This is a genomic window from Burkholderia diffusa (assembly GCF_001718315.1).
In the GTDB taxonomy this organism is placed as follows: Bacteria; Pseudomonadota; Gammaproteobacteria; order Burkholderiales; family Burkholderiaceae; genus Burkholderia; species Burkholderia diffusa_B.
This window is the reverse complement of sequence record NZ_CP013362.1, coordinates 2,715,882-2,729,960: the sequence shown is the minus strand read 5'-3', so window position 1 is coordinate 2,729,960 and position 14,079 is coordinate 2,715,882. Positions and strand designations below refer to the sequence as shown.

At 68.8% G+C, this 14,079-nt stretch carries 15 protein-coding genes; 9 read left to right on the top strand and 6 right to left on the bottom strand.

What is annotated here, in order from left to right; translation table 11 throughout:
• Positions 1-33 precede the first annotated feature (33 nt).
• On the top strand, positions 34-1,470 hold the full coding sequence (locus tag WI26_RS12595; RefSeq protein WP_069226082.1) for a xylulokinase: 1,437 nt from the start codon (positions 34-36) through the stop codon (positions 1,468-1,470).
• Between the two features lie 247 nt (positions 1,471-1,717).
• A complete protein-coding gene (fghA, locus tag WI26_RS12590) occupies positions 1,718-2,566 on the top strand; it encodes an S-formylglutathione hydrolase (RefSeq protein ID WP_069226418.1) in 849 nt (282 codons plus the stop codon).
• Positions 2,567-2,594: 28 nt separating this feature from the next.
• Here fghA and WI26_RS12585 read toward each other — a convergent pair whose 3' ends face one another.
• From WI26_RS12585 to WI26_RS12560, 6 genes are all read right to left on the bottom strand, one after another.
• A complete protein-coding gene (locus WI26_RS12585) occupies positions 2,595-2,873 on the bottom strand; it encodes a hypothetical protein (RefSeq protein WP_069226081.1) in 279 nt (92 codons plus the stop codon).
• The gene (locus tag WI26_RS12580; protein ID WP_069226080.1) at positions 2,870-3,328 is read right to left on the bottom strand and encodes a DUF2778 domain-containing protein; all 459 of its coding nucleotides are present in this window, start codon (positions 3,326-3,328) and stop codon (positions 2,870-2,872) included. The genes WI26_RS12585 and WI26_RS12580 overlap by 4 nt, the downstream gene beginning before the upstream one ends.
• Before the next feature lie 135 nt (positions 3,329-3,463).
• Positions 3,464-4,249, bottom strand: coding sequence for a metal ABC transporter permease (locus WI26_RS12575; protein WP_069226079.1), 786 nt, complete (start codon positions 4,247-4,249; stop codon positions 3,464-3,466).
• Positions 4,242-5,132: an ABC transporter ATP-binding protein gene (locus WI26_RS12570; protein ID WP_069226078.1), complete on the bottom strand. Its 891-nt coding sequence runs from the start codon at positions 5,130-5,132 to the stop codon at positions 4,242-4,244. Before WI26_RS12570 ends, WI26_RS12575 begins: the two co-directional genes overlap by 8 nt.
• Positions 5,133-5,145: 13 nt before the next feature.
• On the bottom strand, positions 5,146-6,060 hold the full coding sequence (locus WI26_RS12565; protein ID WP_069226077.1) for a metal ABC transporter solute-binding protein, Zn/Mn family: 915 nt from the start codon (positions 6,058-6,060) through the stop codon (positions 5,146-5,148).
• A 48-nt stretch (positions 6,061-6,108) separates the two neighbouring features.
• The gene (locus tag WI26_RS12560; RefSeq protein WP_059450086.1) at positions 6,109-6,570 is read right to left on the bottom strand and encodes a Fur family transcriptional regulator; all 462 of its coding nucleotides are present in this window, start codon (positions 6,568-6,570) and stop codon (positions 6,109-6,111) included.
• A 327-nt stretch (positions 6,571-6,897) separates the two neighbouring features.
• Between WI26_RS12560 and WI26_RS12555 the strand changes: the two genes are divergently transcribed.
• The 7 genes from WI26_RS12555 (at position 6,898) to WI26_RS12525 (ending at position 14,074) form a co-directional block, all read left to right on the top strand.
• Positions 6,898-7,674: an L-iditol 2-dehydrogenase gene (locus tag WI26_RS12555; protein WP_069226076.1), complete on the top strand. Its 777-nt coding sequence runs from the start codon at positions 6,898-6,900 to the stop codon at positions 7,672-7,674.
• Positions 7,675-7,746: 72 nt separating this feature from the next.
• On the top strand, positions 7,747-8,703 hold the full coding sequence (locus tag WI26_RS12550) for a sugar kinase (RefSeq protein ID WP_069226417.1): 957 nt from the start codon (positions 7,747-7,749) through the stop codon (positions 8,701-8,703).
• Complete coding sequence (locus WI26_RS12545; RefSeq protein ID WP_069226075.1) at positions 8,691-10,043, top strand: D-tagatose-bisphosphate aldolase, class II, non-catalytic subunit; 1,353 nt, start codon at positions 8,691-8,693, stop codon at positions 10,041-10,043. Before WI26_RS12550 ends, WI26_RS12545 begins: the two co-directional genes overlap by 13 nt.
• Before the next feature lie 89 nt (positions 10,044-10,132).
• The gene (locus WI26_RS12540) at positions 10,133-11,458 is read left to right on the top strand and encodes an ABC transporter substrate-binding protein (protein ID WP_069226074.1); all 1,326 of its coding nucleotides are present in this window, start codon (positions 10,133-10,135) and stop codon (positions 11,456-11,458) included.
• Between the two features lie 110 nt (positions 11,459-11,568).
• On the top strand, positions 11,569-12,516 hold the full coding sequence (locus WI26_RS12535) for a carbohydrate ABC transporter permease (RefSeq protein WP_069226073.1): 948 nt from the start codon (positions 11,569-11,571) through the stop codon (positions 12,514-12,516).
• Positions 12,513-13,364 carry a carbohydrate ABC transporter permease gene (locus WI26_RS12530; RefSeq protein WP_059465675.1) on the top strand — a complete coding sequence of 284 codons (852 nt, stop codon included), beginning with the start codon at positions 12,513-12,515 and terminating at the stop codon, positions 13,362-13,364. The genes WI26_RS12535 and WI26_RS12530 overlap by 4 nt, the downstream gene beginning before the upstream one ends.
• Positions 13,361-14,074 carry an HAD family hydrolase gene (locus WI26_RS12525; protein ID WP_069226072.1) on the top strand — a complete coding sequence of 238 codons (714 nt, stop codon included), beginning with the start codon at positions 13,361-13,363 and terminating at the stop codon, positions 14,072-14,074. Before WI26_RS12530 ends, WI26_RS12525 begins: the two co-directional genes overlap by 4 nt.
• Positions 14,075-14,079 lie beyond the last annotated feature (5 nt).

Below are 14,079 nucleotides of genomic sequence, written 5' to 3'. Positions count from 1 at the left end.
CGATATCCGTTCACCCGAATACACCAACCCGTCATGCGCCTGCTCGGAATCGACCTCGGTACCGGCTCAGTCAAACTCGTCACGCTCGATGCCGATGGCGTCGAGCGCGCGGTTGCGAGCGAACCTTATGCGTTGTCGTCGCCGCAGCCCGGCTGGGCTGAAATCGCCCCCGATGTATGGTGGCAGGCGCTCGTGCGTGCCGCTGCGCGGCTGCCGGCCGGCGAGCGCGCGCAGGTCGCGGCGATCGGTTTTTCCGGCCAGATGCATGGCGTCGTGCTGATCGACGTGGCCGGGCAGCCGGTGCGGCCCGCCCTGTTGTGGCCAGACACGCGGGCGGTGCGCGAAACAGACGCGGCCGATTGGCCGACGGCGTCGAATCCGGTCGCGCCCGGCATGGCGGGTCCGCTGTTGCGCTGGCTGGCCGCACACGAGCCGCAGGCGTTGACGCACGCACGCTGGGCCGTGCAGCCGAAGGACTGGCTGCGCGTCGCGCTGGGCGGCGAGGTCGCAGCCGATCCGAGCGACGCATGCGCGACCGCGCTCGCGACGCCGGACGGCGCGTGGGATACGGCGCTGATCGATGCGCTGGGCTTGCCCGTCGACCGGTTCGCACCTGTGCGGGCGGCGGGTGCGCGCTGTGGCGTGCTCGATGCGAAGGCGGCGGCGGTACTCGGGCTGCCGGCCGGCGTGCCGCTCGCGACGGGGGCGGCCGATACCGCATGCGCGGCACTCGGCAGCGGGCTCGTCGCGGCCGGCGACGCGCTGTTGACTACCGGCAGCGGCGGCCAGATCGTCGTGCTCGCGGATGTATTGCCGCCCGCGCGGCGCGGACTGCATCGTTATCGCACGGCGGCTGGCGGCGGCTATTACACGATGGCCGCGATGCAGAACGTCGGGCTCGCGCTCGAAGCGGTGCGCGGCTGGCTCGGCTATCCGGGCTGGCCGGATGCGTATGACGACGCGTTCGCGCGGCCGGCGTCGGAGCGGCTCTGCTTCCTGCCGTATCTGACGGGCGAGCGTTCGCCGTGGATGAGTCCCGACGCGCGCGGCGGCTGGCTCGGTCTCGGGCTCGGCGACACGCGCGGCGCGATGATGCGCGCTGCGTTCGAGGGTGTCGCGTTCGCGTTGCGCGCGGGGCTCGACGCGATCCGCGATGCGAACCGGGCCGATCCGGTGGCGACGCTGCGCCTCGCCGGCGGCGGCTCGGTCGATCCGCGCTGGCGTCAGTTGCTCGCCGATGCGCTCGGCGCGTCGCTCGACGCGGTCGATTGTCCGAACGCCGCGACGCGTGGTGCCGCGCTGCTCGCGGGCCTCGCGATCGGACACTGGCGCGAAGACGCGCTGCGCACGCTGGCGCCCACCGCATCGCCGGTGGCCGCACCGCACGACGATGGCGCGCTGGCCGCACGCCATGCGCGTTTCGTCGATCTGTATGCGCGAACGGATGCGTGGTTCACGGCCGACGTTTAAACTCGGTACGCTTGTCCTGTCGCGACAGCGGTGACGCATCGCGGCAAGCCGGCGGCTGTTTCCCGCACGCGACGGGCTGCAGGATCGGGGATCATGACGGGCACGCTACGGTATCGCCGTGCCGGCTGTCGCGGCTCGGCCTGATCCGCATGCGCTGCCGCTCGAGACGCTCCACGGCGGCGCCGACCCGATCAAGAAGGGCGAATCGATTCGCCCGATTGTGCTGTATCGAACGGAAGGGAATCCCATGCTCGAACTCGTTTCTTCGCATGCTTGCCACGGTGGCGAGCAACGCTTCTATCGCCACGATTCGAAGGCGATCGGCCTGTCGATGAAGTTCTCGGTGTACCTGCCGCCGCAGGCCGCGCACGGCCGCGTGCCGGCGCTGTTCTATCTCGCGGGGCTCACGTGCACCGAGGAGACGTTCGCGATCAAGGGCGGCGCGCAGCAGTACGCGGCGCAGCACGGCCTCGCGCTCGTGATGCCCGATACGAGCCCGCGCGGCGCGGGCGTGCCGGGTGAGACCGATGCGTGGGATTTCGGCGTCGGCGCGGGCTTCTACGTCGACGCGACGCAAGCGCCGTGGTCCGCGCATTACCGGATGGAATCGTACGTGACGGGTGAACTGCGTGAGCTCATCACGGCCGAGCTGCCGATCGACGGTGTGCGGCTTGGAATCTTCGGTCACTCGATGGGCGGGCACGGCGCGCTGACGCTCGCGCTGCGTCACCCCGAGCTGTACCGGTCGGTGTCGGCGTTCGCGCCGATTGCCGCGCCGACGCGTTGCCCGTGGGGCGAGAAGGCGTTCTCGGGCTACCTCGGCGATGATCGCGAAGCGTGGAAGCAGCACGATGCAAGCGAACTTGTCGCGCGCACGGATGCGCCCAAGTTCGCGGACGGCATCCTCGTCGACCAAGGTCTTGCCGACCAGTTCCTCGCGAACCAGCTGAACCCGGACGTGTTCGAAGCCGCGTGCGCGAAGGCCGGCCAGCCGCTTACGCTGCGCCGCCATGCGGGCTACGACCACGGTTACTACTTCATCTCGACGTTCATCGCCGATCACATCACGCATCATGCGCGGGCGTTGTCCCGTTAGTGCGGCAAACCTGCCGCGCCATCCTGCGTCAGCGGGTGGCGTGGCACTTCGACTTTCGCAGCACCCGCAAGGCGAGCCATGTCGCCGGTATCACCACCGCAAGCGCTATCAGCCAATGCACGACGATGACGAGATCATCGCCTGCCTCGCCGTCCCAGAATCCGGGAACGTGCGTGAAGAGCCAGGCCCACGTGCGCTCGGGAATCGGTAGTGCGAACGATTCGTGAGTGAGGCACAGCCTTGCCAGCGACACGGATGCCACGAGCGCCCATGCGATGACTGCGGCTCGGTACGCGACTCGCTTCATTTGACTGCAATCGTGCCGTATGCCTGCGCGGAGGAACCGGGGATCGGAACCGGCTTCTGCGCGATCAGCAAGTCTCTCAGCCGCGCGTAATCGATCGTCGATTCGATGGTTACGCATCCACGGCTGATTCCCTGCACGCCTTTGGGGTGAAGCCGGAAGTTGCCGCGCCTGACGTCGTCGCAAAGTACGTAATCGTCGATGCTGTCGTCGGCGGCGTAGAGCGCAAACCAGTCTCTTCTGTCGCTGAATAGTTCTCGCAGCGGGCCCAGCATACCGCCGGTTGGCCGATCAACGATGTAGTAACGACCTGGCGGAATGGCACCTTCGCCAGCGAGGCACGACGACGAGCGGCGATTGCAGTGACGCGCGCTGCCCGAAAAGGCGGGAAAGGACATGGCGCCGCATTGCAGGCGACTCATGTCCTGATCGTTCAGTTCGAATGTGCATTCGAGCATGGCAGGCATGGTTCAGTCGAAGTGGAGGCTAAACATGCTGCCATGGCCAATGCGGCGCGCGCGATCAGACCGGTCTGAAAATATCGGGTGCGTCGACATCCGAGGTTACGCGGCTTGCCGAGAGCCGGCCGACCGTCATGTGCGTCGCCGCAACAGGCTCGCCCCATACACGAGCGCCGACAGCGCGGTGATCCAGAAGCTCGTCGGCCAGTCGGTGTGATACGCGAGCGCGATGCCGGCCCACGCTTCGAACAGCGCGAACAGCGCGGCGAGCAGCACGCCGGTCGACAGCCGCGTCGATACGTTCTGCGCGGCCGCAGCCGGCCCGACCAGCAGCGTGAACACGAGAAGCACGCCGACGATCTGCGTGGCCGCGGCCACCGCGAGCGCGCATACCGCGAGGAACAGCATCGACACCGTGCGAAGCGACACGCCCTTGGCTTCGGCCAGTTCGGGCTGCAGCGACGCGAACAGCAGCGGGCGCGCGATCAGCGCGAGCGCGACGAGGCTCACCGCGCCGATGCCGGCCAGCACCGCGAGCGTGTCGTGGCTGACCGCGAGCACGTTGCCGAACAGCAGTGCGGTGACTTGCGTCGCGAACGACGTGAAGAAGTGCAGGAACAGCAGGCCGAATCCGAGCGCGCCCGACAGGATCACGCCGATCGCGACGTCACGGCCCGCGAGCCGTTCGCCGAGCGCGCCCATGCCGATCCCGGCCGCGAGCGTGAAGCCGACCATCCCCCAGATCGGCGAGATACCCAGCAGCACCGCGCCCGTCGCGCCGGTGAAGCCGACGTGCGACAGCGCATGGCCGGCGAAGGTCTGTCCGCGCAGCACCAGGAAGTAGCCGACGATGCCCGCGAGCACCGCGACGATCCCTGACGCGGCGAACGCGTTGATCATGAAGTCGTATTCAAACATCGTGGGAATGCCCGGAATGAGCGTGTCCGTGGTGATGATCGCCGTGGCCGCCGCCACCGCCGTGCGAGTGGCCGTCGTCGTCCTCGTGTTCGTGATCGTGCTTTTCGATTTCGACGTCGCCCGACATCACGAAGATCTTGCCGTTCACGCGCATCACGTCGATCGGCGAACCGTAGAGCCCCGACAGCACGGGCTTGGTGATCACCTCGTCGACGGTGCCGAGCGCCGCGACGCCGTTGCCGAGATACAGCACGCGATCGAGCGCGTTCAGCAGCGGATTCAGTTCGTGCGCGGAAAACAGCACGGTGATGCCGAGCTCGCGCTGCACGTTGCGCACGAGTTCGACGACGCCGCGCTGGTGGTTCGGGTCGAGGCTGATCAGCGGCTCGTCGAGCAGCAGCAGCTTGGGGCTGCCGAGCAGGCACTGCGCGAGCAGCAGGCGCTGCCGCTCGCCGCCCGACAGCTCCGACAGCGGCCGGCGCGCGAGCGTCGGGCCGCCGACGAGGTCGAGCACGCGGTCGACGTCGCGTCGCGTCGCGGCGTTGATGTGCGGCAGCCCCCAGCGATGGCCGTCGGCGGCCATCGCGACGAAGTCGTAGCCGCGCATCCGGCGATTCGCGAGCCCGCTCCTGATCTGCGGCATGTAGCCGATCGACGCGTTGCCGCGCGCGACCGGCACGCCGCCGACCGACAGCGTGCCGCCCGTGACGGGAACGAGACCGAGCACCGCGCGCATCAGCGTCGTCTTGCCCGCGCCATTCGGCCCGAGCACGCCGACGAATTCGCCCGGTTCGATCGAGAAGCTCACGTCGCGCAGGATCGTGCGGCCGCCCAGTTCAAGCGTGACGCGATCGAGTGCGAGTGCGTGGGGAGTGGCAGTCATGTCGTTGCGCGGGTCATTTCTTGCTGGCGGAAAGCGCGGCCGCGAGCGCGTCGAGCTGGCCGGCCATCCATTGCTGGAAGGTCTTGCCGGCCGGCTGCGTCTCGGTGACGCTCACGCTCGGCACGCCGCCTTCGCGCGCGATCTTCAGCAGGCGCTTGGTCATCGGCGCTTCGGCCTGGCTGTTGTAGATCAGCACGCGCACCTGCTTCTTGCGCAGGTCGTTCTCGAACGCGGCGACGTCCTGCGCGCTGGCTTCGGTGTCGTTCATCGTCGCGAGCTGGAAGCGCTGGTTGCGCATGTCGAGGCCGATCGCGTCGGACATGTAGCCGAACACCGGCTCGGTGGCCGTGACCGGCACGCCCTTGTATTGCGCGCGCAGCGCGGCGACCTTGTCGTCGACGGGCTTCAGCGACGCGACGAACTTCTGCAGGTTCGCGTCGTAGTCGGCCTTGTTCGCCGGGTCGGCACGGCCGAGCTCGGCCGCGATCGCGCGCGCGGCGGCCGGCATGGTCGCCGGGTCGTACCACAGGTGCGGGTTGTCGCCGGCCTTCTTGCCGACGAGATCCGCGACGACGATCGTCGTGCGCTTCGCCTGCTTCGACGCGCCGAGCAGCTTGCCCATCCACGGATCGTAGTCCGCGCCGTTGTAGATCACGACCTGCGCGTGCTGCAGTGCGCGTGCGGTCTTCGGGCTCGCTTCGAACAGGTGCGGATCCTGGTCGGGATTGCTGAGGATGCTGGTCACCGCGACGTGGCGGCCGCCGATCTGCGATGCGACGTCGCCATAGAAATTCTCGGCGGCGACCACGTTGACGGTCGCGGCCTGCGCGAGGGCGGGGGCGGCAATCGACAGCGCGGCGGCCGCGGCGGCAAACAGACGGGCAAGCGGCAGGGCGCGCCGCGGCGCGCGCTTCAGGGAAATGGACATGAAACTCCTCGTTGGAAGGGGCGGCACCATGCGCCGCGGGATGCAACGTCAGCGTGGCGCGGGCTTGCCCTTGCAGTGTCCGCACAGGCCGTTCAGCTCGACGACCTGGTGGTGGACTTCGAACCCGTGCGCGGGCGCGCTCGCCGACAGCTGTTTCGCGAGGTCGCTGCCCGGAATCTCGACGGTCTCGCCGCACGCGTCGCAGATCAGGAACTGGCCTTCGTGCGGCACGCCGATCTCGCAGCACGCGAAGAACGCGTTCTTCGATTCGATCCGGTGGATGAAGCCGTGCTCGACGAGGAAATCCAGCGCGCGATAGACGGTCGTCGGCGGCACGCGGCCGCGCTGCGGCTCGAGCTCGGCGAGCAGGTCGTATGCGCCGATCGGACGCTGCGCGGCCAGCACGCGTTCGTAGACCTGGCGGCGCAACGGCGTCCACGCGAGCCCGTGCTCGGCGGCGAATGCGTCGGCCCGGGACAGCCGGGCGTCGATGGGCGATGAGGTGGCCATGGCGTGAAGCAGGCAATGTAACGAAGTATCGCGATGATATAACGTATCTTTCCGACGTGCAGCCCGAATTCCTCCCGCGCACCGGCTCCGTCCCCTTCACCGCCGTTTCAGCCGCGCCGCACCCGAGGCGCCGCGCCTTGCCGGACGTGGTTCTCCACTCGATGCCCGGCGCGAGCATGCCGCAGCGCATCATCGAAAGCCGTCGCGTCGCCTTGACAGCATGAATCGCGTATCCGATCATTCGACCAACAACAGAGCAATTGATCGGCTGGCGAGCGTTCGCTCACCTCGCGGCCTTCGTACAGCAGAACGAACCGGAGACAACCAGTGAGACTGGAAGACAAGGTCGCGATCCTGACGGGCGCGGCAAGCGGCATCGGCGAAGCGGTCGCGCAACGCTATCTGGACGAAGGCGCGCGCTGCGTGCTGGTCGACGTGAAGCCCGCGGGCGGGTCGCTCGCACGGCTGATCGAGGCGAACCCGGGCCGCGCGGTGGCCGTCACCGCGGACGTCACGCGCCGCGACGACATCGAGCGCATCGTTTCGACCGCCGTCGAGCGCTTCGGCGGCGTCGACATCCTGTTCAACAACGCGGCGCTGTTCGACATGCGCCCGCTCCTCGACGAATCGTGGGACGTGTTCGACCGGTTGTTCGCGGTCAACGTGAAAGGATTGTTCTTCCTGATGCAGGCCGTCGCGCAACGGATGGTCGAGCAGGGCCGCGGCGGCAAGATCGTCAACATGTCGTCGCAGGCCGGGCGTCGCGGCGAAGCGCTCGTTTCGCACTACTGCGCGACCAAGGCCGCGGTGATCAGCTACACGCAATCGGCCGCGCTCGCGCTCGCGCCGCACCGGATCAACGTGAACGGCATCGCGCCGGGCGTGGTCGACACGCCGATGTGGGAGCAGGTCGATGCGCTGTTCGCGCGCTACGAGAACCGGCCGCTCGGCGAGAAGAAGCGGCTCGTGGGCGAAGCCGTGCCGCTCGGCCGGATGGGCGTGCCGGGCGACCTGACGGGCGCCGCGCTGTTTCTCGCGTCGGCCGATGCCGACTACATCACCGCCCAGACGCTGAACGTCGACGGCGGCAACTGGATGAGCTGACATGGTTCCGCTCGCACCCGCAACCCGGGCGTGCGCGCCGCGCGCGGCCGCCGCCGCACGAGGGCACGCGTGATGGCCGAGATCGTCGTTGCCGGCGAACTGCTGGCGGAATTCGTCGCCGCCGAGCGCGGGCAGGGCTTCGACGCGCCGGGGCTGTTCGCAGGTCCGTTTCCGAGCGGTGCGCCGGCCATCTTCGCCGATCAGGCCGCGCGGCTCGGCGCGCGCGTCGCGTATGCGGGGTGCGTGGGCCGCGATGCGTTCGGCGACGCGATCGTCGCGCGGCTCGAGCGCGACGGCGTCGACATCACGCGCATTCGCCGCGTCGCGCGTCCGACCGGCACCGCGTTCGTCGCCTATCGCGACGACGGCTCGCGCAGCTTCGTGTTCAGCCTGTCGACCAGCGCGGCCGCGTGCGTCGACGCATCCGACGTCGACACCGCGATGTTCGACGGCTGCCGCTACTTCCACGTGATGGGCTCGTCGCTGACGAGCGAATCGGCGATCGCGGCGGTCCAGCGCGGCGTGATCGAGGCGGCGCGCGTCGGCGCGAAAGTGTCGTTCGACCCGAACGTTCGGCCCGAGATGCTGAGCTTCCGTCCGATGCGCGCGGCGCTCGACACGATGCTCGCCGCTTGCCATCTGTTTCTGCCGAGTGAAGCCGACCTGCCGTTCTTCTGCGGACCGCAGCCGGCCGAGCGCGCGATCGCGGGGCTGCTCGCCACCCATCCGCTGCTCGAACGCGTCGTGCTCAAGCGCGGCGCGGCGGGCAGCGCCGCGTTCGACCGTGCGAGCCGGGTGGACGCGCCGGCCTGGCCGGTCGACGAACTCGATCCGACCGGCGCCGGCGACTGCTTCGGCGGCACGCTGGTCGCGGGCCTCGTCGCCGACCTGCCGATCGATGTCGCGCTGCGCCGCGCGAACGCGGCCGGTGCGATCGCGGTCACGCGGCGCGGCCCGATGGAGGGCAACAGCAGCGCGACCGAAATCGACCGCTTCCTGACCGAACGAGGTATCGCATGTCCGGCCTGAACTCCGTCGCCGAACGCCCGCGCAATGCGCACGCCGACACCGTGCTGCGGATGATCTTCGACGCGAACCGCGCGGATGCGCAGCGCGGCATCTATTCGATCTGCAGCGCGCACCGGCTTGTGCTGGAGGCCGCGTGCGAGGCCGCGCGCGCGGACGGCTCGCCGCTCCTGATCGAGGCGACCTGCAACCAGGTGAATCATCTCGGCGGCTACACGGGCATGACGCCCGCCGATTTTCGGCGCGACGTCGATGCGATCGCGCTGCGCTGCGGGCTCGCGCCGTCGGCGCTCGTGCTCGGCGGCGACCATCTGGGCCCGAACCCGTGGCGGCACCGTCGCGCAGCCGAGGCGATGCGCGAAGCGGCCGCGATGGTCGCCGCATACGTCGAAGCCGGGTTCCAAAAGATTCACCTCGACGCGAGCATGGCATGCGCGGACGATCCGGAGCGACTGGACGACCGGACGATCGCCGCCCGCGCGGCCGAGCTGTGCCGCGCGGCCGAGGGCGCGGCGGCGCGCGCCGGCGTTGCCCCCGTCTACGTGATCGGCACCGAGGTGCCCACGCCGGGTGGCGAAGTGGCCGGCGGCACGGGCGGCGATGCGATCGCACGGATCGCGGTCACGCGCAGCGACAGCATCGCCGCGACGCTGGACGCGCATCGCAGCGCATTCGCGGCGGCCGGGCTCGACGACGCATGGACGCGCGTGATCGCGATCGTCGCGCAGCCGGGCGTCGATTTCGACGATCGCCACGTGCTCGACTACGACAGTGCGAAGGCCGCGTCGCTCGGCGCGAGCATCCTGCGCACGCCGCGCCTCGTGTTCGAGGCGCATTCGACCGACTACCAGACCGAAGGCGCGCTCGCCGCGCTCGTGCGCGACCATTTCGCGGTGCTGAAGGTCGGGCCCGCGCTGACCTTTGCGTTGCGCGAGGCGCTGTTCGCGCTCACTTTCATCGAGGACGCGCTGATCAACGGCGTCGCGCAGCGCTCGCGGCTGCGCGATGTCGTCGACGCCGCGATGCGCGCGCAACCCGAGCACTGGGCGCCGTATTACCGCGGCGACGAAACCGAGCAGCGGCTCGCGCGCCAGTTCAGCTACAGCGACCGGATCCGCTACTACTGGCTGCAGCCGGCCGTCGCGGCGGCGGTCGAGCAGCTGTTCGACAACCTCGCGCGCCAGCCGGTGCCCGAGACGCTCGTCGCGCAGTGGCTGCCGGACGTGTACGCGGCGTGCCGCGCGGGCGGTCTCGCGAGAGAGCCGCGCGCATGGGTGCGCCACCGGATACGCGACGTGATCGCGCACTATGCGCGCGCGTGCGGGATGCAGCGGCCGGCGTGACGGGCCGCGAAGGAAGCGAGGCAATACGAAACACGCAATGCGCAGTACGTAACACCGACGACAGTTCGAACAATCACAGGAGACATGCCATGCAACGAAAGATGCTCGATGCCGCCGCACGCTGCTTCGCTACAGCCGCGCTCGCGACGGCCGCGTGCGCGGCGTCCGCCGGCACGCTGACGATCGCGACGCTGAACAACCCGGACATGATCGAGTTGAAGAAGCTGTCGCCGGCGTTCGAGAAGGCGAACCCGGACATCAAGCTGAACTGGGTGATCCTCGAGGAGAACGTGCTGCGCCAGCGCGCGACGACCGACATCACGACCGGCAGCGGCCAGTTCGACGTGATGGCGATCGGCACGTACGAGACGCCGCAGTGGGGCAAGCGCGGCTGGCTCGCGCCGATGACGGGCCTGCCCGCCGACTACGACCTGAACGACATCGTGAAGACGGCGCGCGACAGCCTGTCGTACAACGGTCAGCTGTATGCGCTGCCGTTCTACGTCGAGAGTTCGATGACGTTCTACCGCAAGGACCTGTTCGCGGCGAAGGGGCTGAAGATGCCCGATCAGCCGACCTACGACCAGATCGCCGAATTCGCGGACAAGCTCACCGACAAGGCGAAGGGCACCTACGGCATCTGCTTGCGCGGCAAGGCCGGGTGGGGCGAGAACATGGCGTACGTGTCGACGGTCGTGAACACGTTCGGCGGGCGCTGGTTCGACGAGAACTGGAACGCGCAGCTCACGTCGCCGGAGTGGAAGAAGGCCATCAATTTCTACGTGAACCTGCTGAAGAAGGACGGCCCGCCGGGAGCGAGCTCGAACGGCTTCAACGAGAACCTGACCCTGACCGCCTCGGGCAAGTGCGCGATGTGGATCGACGCGACGGTCGCGGCGGGGATGCTCTATAACAAACAGCAGTCGCAGGTCGCCGACAAGATCGGTTTCGCGGCCGCGCCGGTCGCCGTCACGCCGAAGGGTTCGCACTGGCTGTGGGCATGGGCGCTGGCCGTGCCGAAGACGTCGAAGCAGCAGGACGCCGCACGCAAGTTCATCGCGTGGGCGACGTCGAAGCAGTACATCGAGATGGTTGGCAAGGACGAAGGCTGGGCGTCGGTGCCGCCGGGCACGCGCGCGTCGACCTACCAGCGCCCCGAGTACAAGGCCGCCGCGCCGTTTTCCGACTTCGTGCTGAAGGCGATCGAGACGGCCGACCCGAACGATCCGTCGCTGAAGAAGGTGCCGTACACGGGCGTGCAGTACGTCGGGATTCCTGAATTCCAGTCGTTCGGCACGGTGGTCGGGCAGGCGATCGCGGGCGCGGTGGCCGGCCAGATGACGGTCGATCAGGCGCTCGCCGCCGGGCAGGCCGCCGCCGACCGCGCGGTGCGTCAGGCCGGCTACAGGAAGTAACGCGGGGAGTCACGCGGCCCGCGCCGCGCCGTTGCGCGCGGCACGGGCCGGAGAAGCAGCAAGGCGGGCCGGCCGTTCACGCCCGCGCGTCAACCGGAGGAACTCCGATCATGCGTCATTTACGTCTTCCCCTGAGCCATGCACCGTCGGTCGGCGAAGCGTCGTCGCCGCCGGGCGCGCCGCGCCGTGCGCGCGGCGGCGCGAGCTGGCTCGTGTCGCCGTCCGTCGCGGTGCTGCTGCTGTGGATGTCGATTCCGCTCGCGATGACGATCTGGTATTCGTTCTCGCGCTACAACCTGCTGAATCCGGACGTGAAGGGCTTTGCCGGGTTCGACAACTACCGCTTCCTCGCGACCGATCCGTCGTTCCTGCCCGCGATCGGGCACACGCTCGTGCTGATCGGCGCAGTGCTCGCGATCACCGTGGTCGGCGGCGTGCTGATGGCCGTGCTGTTCGACCGCAAGTTCTACGGGCAGGGCGTGGCGCGCCTGCTCGTGATCGCGCCGTTCTTCGTGATGCCGACGGTCGCCGCGCTGATCTGGAAGAACATGATCCTGCATCCGGTGTACGGGCTCGTCGCGAACGCGATGCGCGCGCTCGGGTTGACGCCGATCGACTGGTTCGCCGACTACCCGCTCACCGCCGTGATCATCATCGTCGCGTGGCAGTGGCTGCCGTTCGCGTTCCTGATCCTGTTCACCGCGATCCAGTCGCTCGACCAGGAGCAGAAGGAAGCCGCGCGCATCGACGGTGCGGGCCCGATCGCGATGTTCTTCTACATCACGCTGCCGCACCTGAAGCGCGCGATCGCCGTGGTCGTGATGATGGAGACGATCTTCCTGCTGTCGATCTTCGCGGAGATCTACACGACGACGGGCGGCGGCCCCGGCAACGCGACGACCAACCTGTCGTACCTGATCTACGCGCTCGGCCTGCAGCAGTTCGACGTCGGCCTCGCGTCCGCGGGCGGGATCATCGCCGTCGTGGTCGCGAACGTCGTGTCGTTCTTCCTGGTGCGGATGCTCGCGCGCAACCTGAAGGGGGAGTACGAGAAATGAGCGACCTGACTTTCGAAGGGCGGCGTGCGTCGGCTCCGCTCGACCTCGTGCGGCGTGCGCTGCCGGGCGCGCTTGCGTGGCTCCTCGCGCTGCTGCTGTTCTTCCCGATCTTCTGGATGGCGATCACCGCGTTCAAGACCGAGCAGCAGGCGTACGCGTCGACGCTGTTCTTCATGCCGACGCTCGACAGCTTCCGCGAGGTGTTCGCGCGCAGCAACTACTTCGCGTTCGCGTGGAATTCGGTGCTTATCTCGGCCGGTGTCACGGCGATCTCGCTGCTCCTCGCGGTGCCGGCGGCCTACGCGATGGCGTTCTTCCCGAACCACCGCACGCAGAAAGTGCTGCTGTGGATGCTGTCGACGAAGATGATGCCGTCGGTCGGCGTGCTCGTGCCGATCTACCTGCTGTGGAAGAACGCGGGGCTGCTCGACACCGTGTCGGGTCTCGTGATCGTGTACACGCTGATCAACCTGCCGATCGCGGTGTGGATGACCTTCACGTACTTCAACGAGATCCCGAAGGACATCCTCGAGGCCGGGCGCATCGACGGCGCGTCGACGTGGCAGGAGATCGTCTACCTGCTGATGCCGATGGCGCTGCCGGGGCTTGCGTCCACCGCGCTGCTGCTCGTGATCCTGTCGTGGAACGAGGCGTTCTGGAGCATCAACCTGTCGAGCTCGAACGCCGCGCCGCTGACCGTGTTCATCGCGTCGTACTCGAGCCCTGAAGGCCTGTTCTGGGCGAAGCTGTCCGCCGCTTCGCTGCTCGCGGTCGCGCCGATCCTGATCGTCGGCTGGCTGTCGCAGAAGCAGCTCGTGCGCGGGCTCACGTTCGGGGCGGTTAAATGAGCGCGGCCGGCAAAGGCGCGGCCGGTCACGGGACGAACGTGCTGATCTGCGATTGCGACGGCGTGCTGATCGACAGCGAGGCCGTCGCCGCCGACGTGATCGTGCGCGAGCTGGACGCGCGCTGGCCGGGCATCGACGCGCGGCCGGCGGTGATGCCGCTGCTCGGGCTGCGCATCGAGCGCGTGCTGGCCGGAGCGAGCGAGGCGGTCGGCCGCGCGCTGACCGCCGACGACGTCGACGCGATCCGCCGCGCGGTCGAGGCGGCGGCCGTGAATGCGCCGATGGTCGACGGCATCGACACGGCACTCGCCGCGATCGGCATGACGACCGCATGCGCGAGCAACAGCTACCGCGCATACGTCGAGGCGGCGCTCGCGCGCACCGGTCTCGCGCGCTTCTTCGGCGACCGGCTGTTCTGCGCGGACGCCGTCGCGAGGCCGAAGCCGGCGCCCGACGTGTATCTCGCGGCCGCCCGCGCGCTCGACGCGGTGCCCGCGCAATGCCTCGTCGTCGAGGACAGCGTGACCGGCATCACCGCGGCCGCCGCGGCCGGCATGACCGTGCTCGGCTTCGTCGGCGGCGGGCATGCGTCGGCCGCGCAGATCGACGCGCTGCGCGGGATCGGCGCGCGTCACGTTTTCGACGACATGCACGAGCTGCCCGGCTACGTCGCGCGCTGGCAGGCGACCGGCGCCGTGCTGCCGAACTAGCAACC